This window comes from Mucilaginibacter sp. Bleaf8 (assembly GCF_018390515.1).
Classification (GTDB): domain Bacteria; phylum Bacteroidota; class Bacteroidia; order Sphingobacteriales; family Sphingobacteriaceae; genus Mucilaginibacter.
Map to the genome: position 1 here is coordinate 365,210 of NZ_JAHBBK010000003.1, position 13,618 is coordinate 378,827.

General features: G+C 44.5%; 6 protein-coding genes. 3 read left to right on the forward strand and 3 right to left on the reverse strand.

The window, feature by feature from the left end:
• The first annotated feature begins 76 nt into the window (after window positions 1-76).
• Entirely contained in the window at window positions 77-2,566 is a 2,490-nt protein-coding gene (locus KHS38_RS15140) for a phosphocholine-specific phospholipase C (protein ID WP_213489385.1), read from the forward strand.
• Window positions 2,567-2,600: 34 nt separating this feature from the next.
• Here KHS38_RS15140 and KHS38_RS15145 read toward each other — a convergent pair whose 3' ends face one another.
• Together KHS38_RS15145 and KHS38_RS15150 are read right to left on the reverse strand one after the other, a co-directional pair.
• The gene (locus tag KHS38_RS15145) at window positions 2,601-5,864 is read right to left on the reverse strand and encodes a PAS domain-containing protein (RefSeq protein ID WP_213489386.1); all 3,264 of its coding nucleotides are present in this window, start codon (window positions 5,862-5,864) and stop codon (window positions 2,601-2,603) included.
• Window positions 5,865-6,199: 335 nt separating this feature from the next.
• The gene (locus KHS38_RS15150) at window positions 6,200-6,631 is read right to left on the reverse strand and encodes an L-rhamnose mutarotase (RefSeq protein WP_213489387.1); all 432 of its coding nucleotides are present in this window, start codon (window positions 6,629-6,631) and stop codon (window positions 6,200-6,202) included.
• 283 nt (window positions 6,632-6,914) lie between these two features.
• On the opposite strand from KHS38_RS15150, the gene KHS38_RS15155 reads away from it, so the two are divergent.
• Window positions 6,915-8,834: a PAS domain-containing hybrid sensor histidine kinase/response regulator gene (locus tag KHS38_RS15155; RefSeq protein ID WP_213489388.1), complete on the forward strand. Its 1,920-nt coding sequence runs from the start codon at window positions 6,915-6,917 to the stop codon at window positions 8,832-8,834.
• A gap of 40 nt (window positions 8,835-8,874) precedes the next feature.
• Here the strand turns inward: KHS38_RS15155 and KHS38_RS15160 are convergent, their stop codons facing one another.
• Complete coding sequence (locus tag KHS38_RS15160; RefSeq protein WP_213489389.1) at window positions 8,875-10,491, reverse strand: GAF domain-containing sensor histidine kinase; 1,617 nt, start codon at window positions 10,489-10,491, stop codon at window positions 8,875-8,877.
• Window positions 10,492-10,731: 240 nt separating this feature from the next.
• On the opposite strand from KHS38_RS15160, the gene KHS38_RS15165 reads away from it, so the two are divergent.
• Window positions 10,732-13,608 (forward strand): triple tyrosine motif-containing protein, encoded by a 2,877-nt coding sequence (locus KHS38_RS15165; protein ID WP_213489390.1) that lies wholly within the window; start codon window positions 10,732-10,734, stop codon window positions 13,606-13,608.
• Window positions 13,609-13,618: the final 10 nt, after the last annotated feature.

Here is a 13,618-nt window from a genome sequence, read left to right on the forward strand (position 1 = left end):
CGCATTGATTGTGCTTTTTTTATAAACTTAATATAGATTTAAGCTTTACAAAAGCGCATAATACTTTATTTGCCTCATGACTACTGACACTCGCCGCGACTTTATCAAGAAAGCAACCTTGCTAACCGGATCTGCCGGGCTTGCTTCTCTCATTCCCGAGTCTATATTAAAAGCATTGGCTATTGATGCCGAAAAGGGTTCTACCTATCTTGATGCAGAGCATGTGGTGTTTTTGATGCAGGAGAACCGCTCGTTCGATCACTGCTATGGCAGTTTACAAGGCGTGCGGGGGGTTGATGACCCTCGGGCTATTCATCAGCCCAACAAAAACCCGGTTTGGCTGCAAACCAATAAAGCCGATGAAACATACGCGCCGTTCCATCTGGATATTAAAAACTCCAATGCTACCTGGATGCAGTCTTTACCGCACTCGTGGGAAAACCAGGTAGATGCCCGCAACAACGGCAAGATGGATGCCTGGCTGGAAAGCAAAAAGTCGGGCAACCCCGATTATGCACATATGCCCCTTACATTGGGATACTATAAGCGTGAGGATATACCCTTTTATTATGCCCTGGCCGATGCCTTTACGGTTTGCGATCAGTATTTCTGCTCATCATTAACGGGTACCAGTGCCAACCGGTCCTATTTCTGGACCGGCACCATCCGGGAGCAGCAGAATGAGCAGTCGCCCGCCCTGGTGTTTAATGATGAAATCAATTTTAAAGACCTTACCTGGACAACCTTTCCCGAGAGGTTGGAACAGGCCGGTGTATCCTGGAAAATTTACCAGAACGAATTAAGTATAGATGTTGGCTTTGATAGCGACCAGGACGATTGGCTGGGTAACTTTACCGATAATAACCTGGAATTTTATAAACAGTACAACGTAAGGCTGCACAAGGCACATTTACAATATCTGGCTCAGGCCGAGGAGAAATTGCAACAGGAGCTTGCCGGTTTACAAAAGCTGCCGGCATCGGCCAATCTGGATATTAAAATCAAAGAGAAAGCAGCGCAGCTGGATAAAGTAAAGCAGGAGCGTAAAGAATGGAACCAGGAGCGTTTTGATAAGCTGAGTACCTTTGAAAAGAATATACACCAAAAGGCCTTTGTAACTAATGTGAATGATCCGCATTATCACGAGCTGGAAACTTTGGTGTATGAGGATAATGGCGTTAAACGGGAGGTGCAGGTGCCCAAAGGCGATATTCTGCATCAGTTTAGGCAGGATGTAAAAAGCGGCAACTTGCCAGCCGTATCATGGCTTACGGCGCCGTCTAACTTTTCAGATCACCCTACATCGCCATGGTACGGCGCCTGGTATGTATCTGAAGTGCTGGATATACTGACCCATAACCCCGAGGTTTGGAAAAAGACGATCTTTATACTTACCTATGATGAAAACGATGGTTATTTTGACCATGCAGCACCTTTTGTGCCGCCGCATACGGCCAAACCTGAAACAGGTAAGGTATCAGGCGGAATAGATACGGCCGTTGAACATATAACCCATGAACAGGAAGAAAAGCGTGGCATGGATGCAAACCGCCGCCGGGAAAGTCCTATCGGGCTAGGCTATCGGGTGCCCATGGTGGTAGCATCGCCCTGGACACGCGGTGGCTGGGTAAACTCACAGGTTTTTGACCATACCTCATGCCTGCAGTTCCTGGAAACGTTTTTAAATAAAAAAGCCGGAAAAGCAATAAAGGAAACTAACATCAGCAATTGGCGGCGTACGGTATGCGGCGATCTTACATCCATATTCAGGCCTTACCAGGGCGAGAAAATCATTTACCCCGCTTCACTGAATCGCAACCAAACCATACAGGATATTCATAAAGCAAAGTTTAAACAGCCACCGGGTAACTTTAAGGCTCTTAGTGCGGATGAAATTGCAATGGCAAGCAAACAACCGGCTTCCTTAAACCTACTCCCGCGGCAGGAAAAGGGCATGCGGCATTCCTGTGCCTTGCCTTATGAGCTGCATGTAAACGGTGGCTTAAATGCGGCTAAAGATAGTTTTATAATAAGTATGAAGGCCGGCTCTGCAACCGGTTCACCGTTCCAGGTGTATGCGCCGGTAGCCTATCAGGAGGCAGGCAAGCAACCTGAGCTGATGCGAACATGGGCCTTTGCCGTAAAAGGTGGGGATGAGCTCAATTACAGTTGGCCGGTAAGTGCTTTTGAAAACGGTATTTATAAGTTAGACGTGTATGGCCCAAATGGCTTTTTCAGAAGCTTTGCCGGCAACCAGCATGACCCTGATTTGCCGATTGACATTTTGTATAAAGCAACCGGCGATCTGGAAATCAGTATCAATAATACAAAAGGAGCCAAGGCGTATCATGTGATAATTACGGATAACGCCTATCACCAAAATAACCATAAACTGGTTATCAGCGCAGGCAGTAAAGTAAGGCAAGCACTCAGCTTAAAACAAAGCCATTGCTGGTATGATTTCGGTATTACCATAGATGGGCACCCTGAGTTTTCCAGGAGGTACGCAGGCCGGGTTGAAACCGGTAAGCATGGTTTTACCGACCCCTTGATAGGGGCGGTGTAATACAGTTGCTTATTGAGGTTAAACAGGTTGCAAGTTACACAGTGTGCGGTATACGTACCTCAATTGCGGTGCCTTTATCCGGAGCAGAATCAATCTTTACCGTACCGTTGAGCAGCTTCACCTTGCTGCGTATGGATGCCAGGCCAATACCAGGCTTTGCGGTTTTACGAGGGATAATGCCCTGTCCGTTATCCTGCACCCGTATAATGATATTGCCGGTGGTAATAGTCAAATCGGCTTTGGCCTCGGTAGCATTGGCGTGTTTTACTACGTTGGTCATCAGTTCCTGCATGGTTCTGAATATGGCCAGCTCCAGGTACTTATCAAGGCGGTTACGCAAGCCTTTAAAGCTGCAGGTGAAAGTCACGCTGCTGCGCAACTGGCGGCCAATGTCTTCAATGGCTGTCTTCAGGCCAAAATCTTCGAGCACGCTCGGCATAAGCTCGTGCGATATGCGCCGGCTTTCGGTAATGGCCTGCGTCAGTAGCTCATTACTGTATCTTTTTGCGGCTATAAAATCATCAGGGGAGTTTGCGGCCATTTGCTCATTTAAGTAGGTAAGGCTGATTTTGATACCGTATAATAACTGGCCCAATCCATTATGCAGGCTTTCTGAAATACGGCGGCGTTCTTCTTCCTGTGTACCTAAGGTAGCGCGGAATATTTCCAGCCGCTGCTCGGTTTCCATCGCTTTTATCTTTTCCTGGGCGGTATGTACAGCGGTGATGTCCAAATCCAGGCCCAATACACGTATGCGCTCTTTTACGGCGTTGCCAATAGTGGTAGCCTTTATGTGCACAATTTTAATGGTGCTGTTAACGCTTAGTTCAATGGTTGCCTCAAAGTCCTGCTCTCCGGTTTTAATTTGATTAACCAGCTTTTGGGTCGCCTCCATGCTACCGGCAGTTGCGTACTCCAGGTAAATCTCCGGCGATATGCGGGTGCCTTTAGGCAGATTAAACAGGCGATACATGCCATCGCTCCAGAAAAAAGCGCCGGTATGCAGGTTATATTCCCAGCTACCCAAAAGGGCGGCTTCTTCCGACTGCCTGAGCAACGTAAAGTTCTTGAACTGCTCTTCTTCGGCTTTTTTACGGGCGGTAATGTCGGCCGTGCTGGTTACTACACCATCGTTAAGCTTAACTACCGACTGATAAAGCCAGCCGCTAAAATTTTTGTGAGTATAATATTTCTCGTACCGTTGTGTATGGCCGGTTTCTACAACCTGCTTAAGGCTGTCAAATATGCCGGTCTGTTTAGCGTCGGGCATTTGTTGTAACAGGCTTTTACCTGTTACGTTGCCATATAGCTGTTCGGTAGTTTTGTTATGGAGTATACATGTAAAGTCTATGATCTCGCCCTGTTCATTACGTACAGCGTTGAATACCTGTATCATATCCAGCGTACTATCCAGGGTGGCGTGCAACAGGTCACGGTTTTCCTGTAGGGCTTGCGTTCGTTCTGTGATTTGCTGTTCCAACAGGGTATTTACATGCTGCAATTGCTGTTCGGCTATTTTTTGTTCGTGAATATCAGTTGCAGCGCCAATCCACTGCACTGTTTCACCCCTGTCGTTGTAAATAGGCGCAGCCTTTACTAAAAACCACCTGTATTCGCCTGCGGCACTACGAATGCGGTGCTGCATTTGCAGTAACTCTCCTTTACCTATTGCCTTTTGGAAGGTTTTCATAGAGGCGGTCCGGTCATCAGGGTGAATGGTATCCAGCCAGCCGTATGCTGTAGCATCCTCCTGGCTTTGACCGGTATAATCCATCCAACGCTGGTTGCACCAGTCCGTATGCCCGTTAGGTAAATTGCTCCAAAGCAAATCAGGTACCAGATTGGCTACCACTTTAAAGCGCTGTTCTGATTTTTTTAATGTTTTTTCGGCAATTGCGCGTTCCACTGCATCCCAGGTGCGCTGCAGGGTTGCTTCCACTAATGCAATTTCTGTAGTTGTCCATTCCCTCGGCTCCATATGGTTCAGGGCCAAAACAGCCTTAAGCCGCCCTTCTTTTATCAACGGAACCACTAAATTACTAACAGCGCCTATACCGTTAAATGCTGCAAGTTCCGGTTCGGAAAACCAGCCGGTTTGTTGCACATCCGTAATCACCACATTGTTTCCTGCTTTTAAAAGGCCGGCTACTTTACTGCCAAAGTCGGCCATCCTGAAAACGCCTTCCAGCACCGGTACCTCCTGGTTATAACCGCTTTTTATGGTGCAATACAACTCATCGGCAGATAGTTCGCCATAGTGAACCCGTGATACCTGCAACGTACTACCTAATAGCCTGGCAGCTGTATTTTTAATTTCATCAACCTTTTGCAGCGGGCGCAGTGCATCACTCAATTTAAGTAAATAAGCCTGCCGTTCCTCGCTTTGGCGAATGCGGTCTTGCAACCGGCGGCGCTCCGTATTATCGCGCGATACACCTACTACCAGTTCAACAGAACCATCCTCGGCCAATACTGGCCCCCATACAAAATCAAAGTAAGCGCTTATGCCGATAGGGCTGGTATAAAACACTTCGTCTTCAACCATTTTGCCTTTTTCAAAAATGGTATCAATATAAGTGTTCAGCAGATCGGCCAGGTCGATGGGGTAGTTCAGGTCGGCAAAGGTTTTACCTATTAAGCTTATATCCGGGCCAAACAAGCGCTGCATGGTGCTATTCACATACACAAAGCGCCGGTCGCGGTTAAATGCATACACAAAGTCGGGTATGGATGATAGCGTTGCCTGCAAAAAGCGCGACTGGCGCGCCAGCTCGCTGGCGGTTTCTTCAAGCCGTTCATCACTATCCCGGCGGGATTGCTCTGCCAGTATTTTATCTGTGGTTTTTATGATGTTGCAAAAAAGCCCGCTTACTACGCCTGCCTCGTTACGCAACGGCACCACCGATCCGGTAAACCAGTTTTTGATGGGTTGGTATTCATCTGCAATAACAAAGGGCTGGTCGGTAAGGTATACCGATTTACCTGCCAGTACTTTAGTAATAAGTGGCTTAATGCTGTTTTGTAGTTCCGGGAGCACCTCATAAACCGGTTGCCCCAGCCCAGCCGGATGTTTGCTTGCTAAAAGATCAGCGCAGGCATCGTTATAAATAGAGCATAGGTTGGGCCCCCAGCAAACATAAGCCGGATGTTGGGAGGCCAGTGCAAGTTCTACAACCGTGCGCAAGCTTTGCGGCCAGGTGCATATGTGGCCCAATGGCGTGTGCTGCCAGTTAAATGCACGTATGCGTACCCCCATTTTGCCGCCACCTTGCGGCCATTTGCTTTGATAAGCTTCCATTAATAACAATATTACTTGCCCGGCAAATTGTGCTAAGTATAATGAATGTTATGCGTAACAGGAATGGCTAAAATAAAAATCGAATATAATACATAGCCGCTAATTATAATATGGTGGTACTTTAAGTGAGTTATAATCAGGCTTAAAAATTATAAAGATCATAGTAAGGCACTAATAGAAAGTACTTACGTTCTTACTAACGGCGTTTGAGTAAGTTGGTTTTAATGGTAGTTTAAATAGTGCTGAATGCTGATCCAGCTAAATTATAGGTGTTTGTATCCAAAAAAGGAAAGTGGCCTGTGGAGGGCCGCTTTTCTTTTATTCAGTATGTTTCTTTATGGTGTATGAAATACTTCTTCCATGTCCGACCATATTTTGCCTTTGGCGGCAGCATCGGGTAGGGGAAGCTGCGTTGGGTCGGTTCTTTGCCACCATTTTCGGGTAGTGCTGTCGGCTGCCATCTTTTTCATGTCGGCTTCAAAGTCGTTACCGGTATATTCAAAGTAGCTAAACAGGTAAGGCTTGCCTTCAATTTCTTTGATATAGATAGAGTAGTTCTGAATATTACACTCTTTTATCTTTTTGAGTACGCCGGGCCAGGCATGGGCATGCAGTTCCTTATATATAGCCACACTGTCAGGCTTTAAGCCGGTAACCGAACCATAGCGTTTAACATTTGGATTAGCAGCCGACTGCTGGTTTTTGCTTTTGCAACCCCAGGTAATTAACAGTGCTGCCAGTAGTATGCAAATGATAAAATTTCCCATAAAATATTCAAATAATAGATGGCTGAATATCGGCAAAATTTTAACTATTAGGTAGGCTGTTTAAAAGTACCGACAAGGCAGCGATTAAGCTTGAAAATATTAGGCTAAGTACTTAATAGTGTAAAATATAAAACAGAGGTTTATTGTGGTATAATATTTAAGTTAATATGCACACATAATAGCAGGTAAATGGTTTTACTTGCTTTAAAATGCAGGTTTGTTAATACTTTTTTTGACTGTTTTTTCATTCTTTTACGTATCTATATCTATCTATACGCTACTTATGCCATACATACCACATATTACTTGTGATAATTTAACTGCCGGTTACTGGGAATGGGAAATTGGTAATGATAAAATAAGGGTTGATGCCTTGCTAAATGCAACATTAGGCTTTGAAGATCATGAGCTGCCTAATAAGCTGTACCAATGGAAAGAAAGAGCATTTGCTGATGATCTGACAAGACTTGGCCAAAAGTTTAAAGCACATATTGAAAGCGGAACATCAGTTCCATTTGTACAGGAAGTAAGGTTTGGTCATAAAGCAGGCCATACAGTATGTATGCTTATTAGCGGTAAAGCTATAACTGAAGGAAATAATAATAAATATACTAAAATAATAGGAAGTTTTCTGGACCTGACGCCCCAAAAAGAGGCCGAAAAAGAACTGCGTCAGGTCAAGGAGTTTTTGAATAAAACCAATCAAACCGCGCAGGTTGGGGGGTGGGAGTTAGATCTGATTAATCAGAAAGTAATATGGACGGCCATCACCAAATCCATTTTTGAAGTGCCCGATGATTTTGTGCCCATAATTGGATCGGCAACCCGCTTTTTTAAAGAAGGGTATGACCGTGATACACTCTATCAGGCCTACCTGAATGCAATAAACCATGGGGTTGATTATGATTTGGAGCTAAAAATAATAACGGCCAAGGGCCGTGAAATATGGACACGCAGCGTGGGGCACCCTGAGTTTGTTAATGGCAAATGTGTGCGGTTATATGGCGTTTTTCAGGATATTGACAAGCACAAGCGTAATGAAGAGCAATTGCGCATTAAGCATGAAGAGGTTGAAAAAGCTGCTGCTGCCAAGTTGGAGTTCCTTTCCATTATGAGCCATGAGATACGCACGCCTTTAAATGCGGTAATTGGCTTCACTAACCTGCTATTACAAAACCCAAGGCAGGATCAACATGAGTATTTAAACGTGCTTAAGTTTTCGGCTGAAAATGTGCTGATACTGATTAATGATATCCTGGACTTTAACAAAATAGAAGCTGGTAAAATTGATATAGAACAGGTAGATTTTGACCTGTCGCAACTCATCAAAAATATTTATGCTGCCCAGCAGGGCGAAGCCGATCAGAAAGATCTGCAATTTGTATTGCAAATAGACGAAGCCGTACCCACGCTACTGGTAGGCGACCCAGTACGGATGGGACAGGTAATTAATAACTTAATTGCCAATGCCATTAAATTTACACCAGCGGGTAAGGTTGAACTGATTGTAAAGGTACTGGAAGAGCATGAGCATAAAGTAAAATTGTATTTTGAAGTGGCCGATACGGGTATTGGTATACCAACCAACAAACTGGAACACATATTTGAGCGGTTTTCGCAGGCCAGTTCAGAAACAACGCGTAAATATGGCGGTACAGGTTTAGGTTTGGCTATATGCAAGCGCCTGCTCGAGCTGGTTAACAGTCACTTACAGGTAACTAGTGTAGAGGGTAAAGGTTCTTCGTTCTTTTTTGAACTTACCTTCAAGAAAAGTAAGGCTAAGCAACAGGCACGTACCAGCAAGCCTTCTGATCTGGCTCTAACCGGCTTTCCGGGTAAAAAGGTGCTGATTACGGAAGATAACCCGGTGAATGTAATGGTGATCAGAAAGTTTTTGCAGCAATGGGACATTACCTGTGACGTAGCCGAAAACGGTAAGATAGCACTCGACAAAGCAAGCCAAAACATTTACGATCTTATTTTAATGGACCTGCAGATGCCTGAAATGGATGGCTATGATGCAACCGTAGCTATACGAAAGTTATCGGGGCAATATTATCAGGAATTACCCATTATTGCCTTAACGGCTTCAACCGTTGCCGATATGGGCGATAAAATTCTGCAAGCCGGCATGAATGCTTGTGTTACCAAGCCCTTCAAACCGGCTTTGCTGCATGGCGTTTTATCACAGTATTTAGGTTAATGAAATAGCCAGGTAGGTGTTTTTCCGATAGCTTAGGGTTTTAAGCTTGATGTAAAGGCAGGGTAAACCAAAATGTACTGCCCTTGCCCAGTTCGGTTTCAACACCGATCTGGCCGCCGTGCTTTTGTATAATCTCTTTACTGATATACAGGCCCAACCCTAAGCCAGAGAACTGCAACCCGCTGTAATCGGCACGGTAATAGCGTTCAAACAGGTGAGGCAGCTTATCAGGTGAAATGCCCGGCCCGGTATCAATAACTGATATTTTGACGTCGGCAGGCAGCTTTTCAACCTGTATAACCAAATCCTTGGATTCGGGCGCATATTTTACCGCATTATTTACAAGGTTTACCAGTACCTGGTCAATCTGTTGCTGGTCGGCATAAACTTCCGCATCCAAATCACCGTTCACAATGATGTTATGTTTGCCGGCAGTGCGTACGTGCTGGCAGCAATCGGCAAGAAAATCGCCCATTGTAAATCTAATCTTATGTATCTGCCACTGGCCATGACTAATACGATTGGCATCCAGCAAATCACCAATAAGGCCGCTAAGTTTCATTAAGCTTTTGTTTGATTGTGCTACCAGCTTGTTTAGCCTATCAATAGTCAGGTCATCCTTCATCCGCTCCAGCATTTGCAGGGAGGCTTTCAGGGAAGTTACCGGTGTTTTCAATTCATGGCTGGCAATGCTGATAAACTCTTCTTTTTGCTGTAAAAGCTTGCGCCTGTTGGTTACATCCATAAAAGTGCCGATGCCGCCTGTGAGCTGGCCCGTTACGGGATCATTGATTGGGGCTGCGTTGATAGAGATGTAGGTACGTTCGCCTTTATCATTTTGTATAGCAATTTCCTGATCGTAAACCGGCAGTCCGGTTCGCAGCATTACGGTCATAGGATGGTCGTCTTTGGGCAGGGGAGTACCATCCACCCTTAAGTTCTGCCATTTCAGGTCATCAAACTTACGCTCAATAATGTCGCTTTCCGTAAGCCCCAGTATGCGCTGGGCCATGCTGTTTGCATATACCATCTGGCCTTCCAGGTTTACAATGCCTACGCCTTCGGCCATGGTATCCAGTATGCTTTGCAGCCGCTGTTCGCTGGCGCCAAGCTTATCATTGATGGCTACCTGTTTTTCGGTTTCCTGTATGTTGGCAAGGCGCAGTTCGGTTTGTTCCATGGCTACTTTGGCCAATGCCAGCAGTATTTCCTTGTCATGTTCCGAAACGGTTCGGGGCTGGGTATCTACCAAACATAAGGTGCCTATGGTATACCCATCGGATGTTTTTAAAGGTGCGCCAGCATAAAAGCGTAAGCCGAAGGGCCCGTGTACGTAAGGGTGGTTATCAAACAGCGGGTCTTCGGCCGCATTTTCAATAACTGTAAGTTCTGAGTTTAATATGGTAATGGCACATACACTTTCGCCACGATCAACCCGGAGCATATCACCCAGGCCAACGCTGGCTTTGATATACTCTTCCTCTTTGTTTAAAAAAGACAAATGAGCTATAGGGGTTCTAAAAATAACTTTAGCCAGCTCTACAATACTATCAAACGCAGCTTCTTTTGGCGTATTCATTATGCAATAGCGATCGAGCGCTTTAACGCGTTCTACATCGTTATCCGGAATAATATTGATGTTAAAGACATTCTTCATCACGAAGTTTTTAATTGGAAAGGGGAATTTATAATAAAGGTAACATTTAAACTTTTAATTACAACCAGCTGTGTGAGATACCGTCAATTAACTATTGGGTAATTTTTGATGGCCCTCATGCTGTATAATACAGCAGCAATAACTGCTGTTTGTAATTTTTATGCTACACCAGCGTTTAGTGAAATTATCTTGTTCGATATACTTTTCCTTACTTTGTATCCTGATATTTAGTTCTGTAAGATGTGTAGACCGTTTATAGTAGCTCTTCTTCATATTTTGTTTATTGCCCAATTAAGCGTTGCCCAGGGGCTGAGTTTAGGGGTGCCCTACATACAGAACTTTCCAAAAGCAATATACAATTCTGGTAACCAGAACTGGTCGGTTACACAAAGTGCCAATGGCCTGATGTATTACGGTAATGCAGAAGGGCTGTTGGTATATGATGGTCGTAACTGGCGGCAATACGCTATGCCCAACCGGCAAATCGTCAGGGCGGTTGCTACTGATAGTAGCGGGCGCATTTATGCCGGTGGCTTTGGCGAATTTGGTTACTGGGCCTACCAAAACAACAGGCCTACTTATACCTCATTAACTAAGCTGCTGCCACGCAACTATAAATTAACCGACGAAATTTGGAAAATATATGTAGATGGCGGCCGGGTACTGTTCCAGTCTTTTTCCAACATTTATATTTATCAGCACAATAAGATCCATATCGTATCGCCGGGTACCTCCATGCTGTTTTTGCACCAGGCAGGCAGGCGCTTTTTTGCCGAGGTTTTAAACAAAGGGCTTTATGAACTTACGGGTAATAAACTAACGCTTTTACCCGGCAGCGAAAAGATACAGGGTGTACTATCGGTATTGCCTTACTGGCAGCATAGTTTTATTATTGGTACCAATACCGGCGGGCTGTATCTATATAACGGGCAAACCTTTGCGCCATTTAAAACACCGGCCAGCGAATTTTTAAAAGCTTACCAGCTCAACAACGGGGTAAAGGTGTTGAATAAATATTACGCTTACGGCACTATATTAAACGGCCTCATAATTACTGATGCCAGTGGGCGTATCATACAGCATATAAACAAAGCCAAAGGGCTGCAAAATAATACGGTATTGAGCCTGTATGCCGATAATAATCAAAATCTGTGGGCCGGATTGGATAATGGTATCGACAGGGTAGAGCTCAACTCGCCGTTATATTTCAATTTGGATAAAACAGGCCAGTTTGGTACGGTTTACTCCAGTATCATTCATAATAACAAGATCTATTTAGGTACCAATCACGGACTGTATTATACCACCTGGCCGCAGCAAAGCAGCAATGCGTTCGATTTTAAAATGGTACCGGCATCGCAAGGGCAGGTATGGGATTTAACGGTACTAAACGGCCAATTGCTGTGCGGGCACAATAACGGTACTTTCCGGGTGGTTGATGACCGTATGGAAAAAATATCACCCTTGAGCGGCGGCTGGACTACAAAGCCATTAAAAACTAATCCTAACTACTTAATACAAGGCAATTATAACGGCCTGGCCTTATTTAACAAGGATGCTCGCGGTAACTGGCAACTGGTAAACCAGATAACCGGCTTTAAGGAGCCATCCAAACTGGTGGAGCAGGACGAGAAAGGTAACCTGTGGGTAAGCCATGCATACAAAGGTTTAAACAGGCTGACGCTGAGTGCTGATTTTAAACGGGTGGTTGCTGCCCGGTCATTTGATGATAAGAACGGCCTGCCCGGTAACTTCAATATCAATGTTTTTAATTTGGAGAACCGGATCGTTTTTTCGTCCGACTCGGGTTTTTACACCTATGATGATATTAGTAACCGGTTTTCACGTTATGAAAGCTTAAATAAGAAGTTAGGAGCGTTTGCAACTTCCAACCGTATTATCAATGCAGGCGAACACTTGTACTGGTTTATAAATCATGGTAAAGTGGCACTGGTTGATTTTTCACAACCCGGCAAGGTAGCGGTTGATTATACCACTTTCAGCATATTGGACGGCCGTATGGTGCAGTATTATGAAAATATAAGCCGTATCAGCAACTCCATTTACCTCATAAGTATTGATGATGGATTTGTAATTTATGATATTGCCAATAAAGGGCATTATAATACGCTGCATCAGGCGCCATCGGTACATATCAGAAAAATAGATGACATTACCGACCGGTATAAGAACATTGGCGAAAATGAAAATATAAACACAGCAGTATATTTAGCTAATAACCGTAACAACATCCGAATATCCTATACATTGCCTTACTATAGGCAGGCACAAATACGCTTTCAATATTACTTGGAGGGATACTCCAATCAATGGTCTGATTGGAGTACGGCTACGCAAAAAGATTTTACTAACTTGAGCGCAGGCACCTATGTGTTTAAAGTAAGGGCGCAAATTAATCACAGCGTTGTAAGTAAAATAACCTCGTTTGAATTTACTGTGCAACCGCCATGGTATGCACGTAAACGCACTATGGTGCTTTATTTAGTATTCATAGCCATCATACTTTTTGTAGGTAAAAAGATTTACGAACGTAAACTAAAGCGTGATCATCAAAAGATAGCTGCCCGTTTAGCACAGGCACAGGAGGAGCAGAGAAAGCAGGAGGCTGAAGCCAGTGAACGGGAGATTGCGAAGCTGCAAAATGAAAAGCTACAGGCCGAACTGGACTCCAAAAATCGGGAGCTTGCCAATTCTGCAATGTCTTTAGCTTATAAAAACGAATTGCTGCAAAAGCTGAGCGATGAGTTGATGAAGATTAAAGATGAGAATGGGAAGAAACTACCGACCGATCAGATAAGCCGGGTACAAAAAGTAATTAACGAAGGGCGGAATGATGAACGGGACTGGAACCTTTTCGAAAAAAGCTTTAACGAAGCCCACGAAAATTTCTTCAAAAGATTGAAGGGACAACATCCCGAACTGGTACCAAACGACTTAAAACTGTGTGCCTACCTGCGCATGAACATGAGCAGTAAGGAGCTTTCTTCCCTGCTCAATATTTCACTCCGCGGTGTAGAAATAAGACGGTACAGGCTTCGGAAAAAGCTCAATATACCTCACGACAAGAACCTGGTAGAGTTTCTCATTGAGTTATAGCACTACATCA

Coding starts and splice junctions, on each gene's coding strand:
- KHS38_RS15140 (WP_213489385.1), top strand. CDS start 77: ATGACTACTGACACTCGCCGCGACTTTATCAAGAAAGCAACCTTGCTA.
- KHS38_RS15145 (WP_213489386.1), bottom strand. CDS start 5,864: ATGGAAGCTTATCAAAGCAAATGGCCGCAAGGTGGCGGCAAAATGGGG.
- KHS38_RS15150 (WP_213489387.1), bottom strand. CDS start 6,631: ATGGGAAATTTTATCATTTGCATACTACTGGCAGCACTGTTAATTACC.
- KHS38_RS15155 (WP_213489388.1), top strand. CDS start 6,915: ATGCCATACATACCACATATTACTTGTGATAATTTAACTGCCGGTTAC.
- KHS38_RS15160 (WP_213489389.1), bottom strand. CDS start 10,491: ATGAAGAATGTCTTTAACATCAATATTATTCCGGATAACGATGTAGAA.
- KHS38_RS15165 (WP_213489390.1), top strand. CDS start 10,732: ATGTGTAGACCGTTTATAGTAGCTCTTCTTCATATTTTGTTTATTGCC.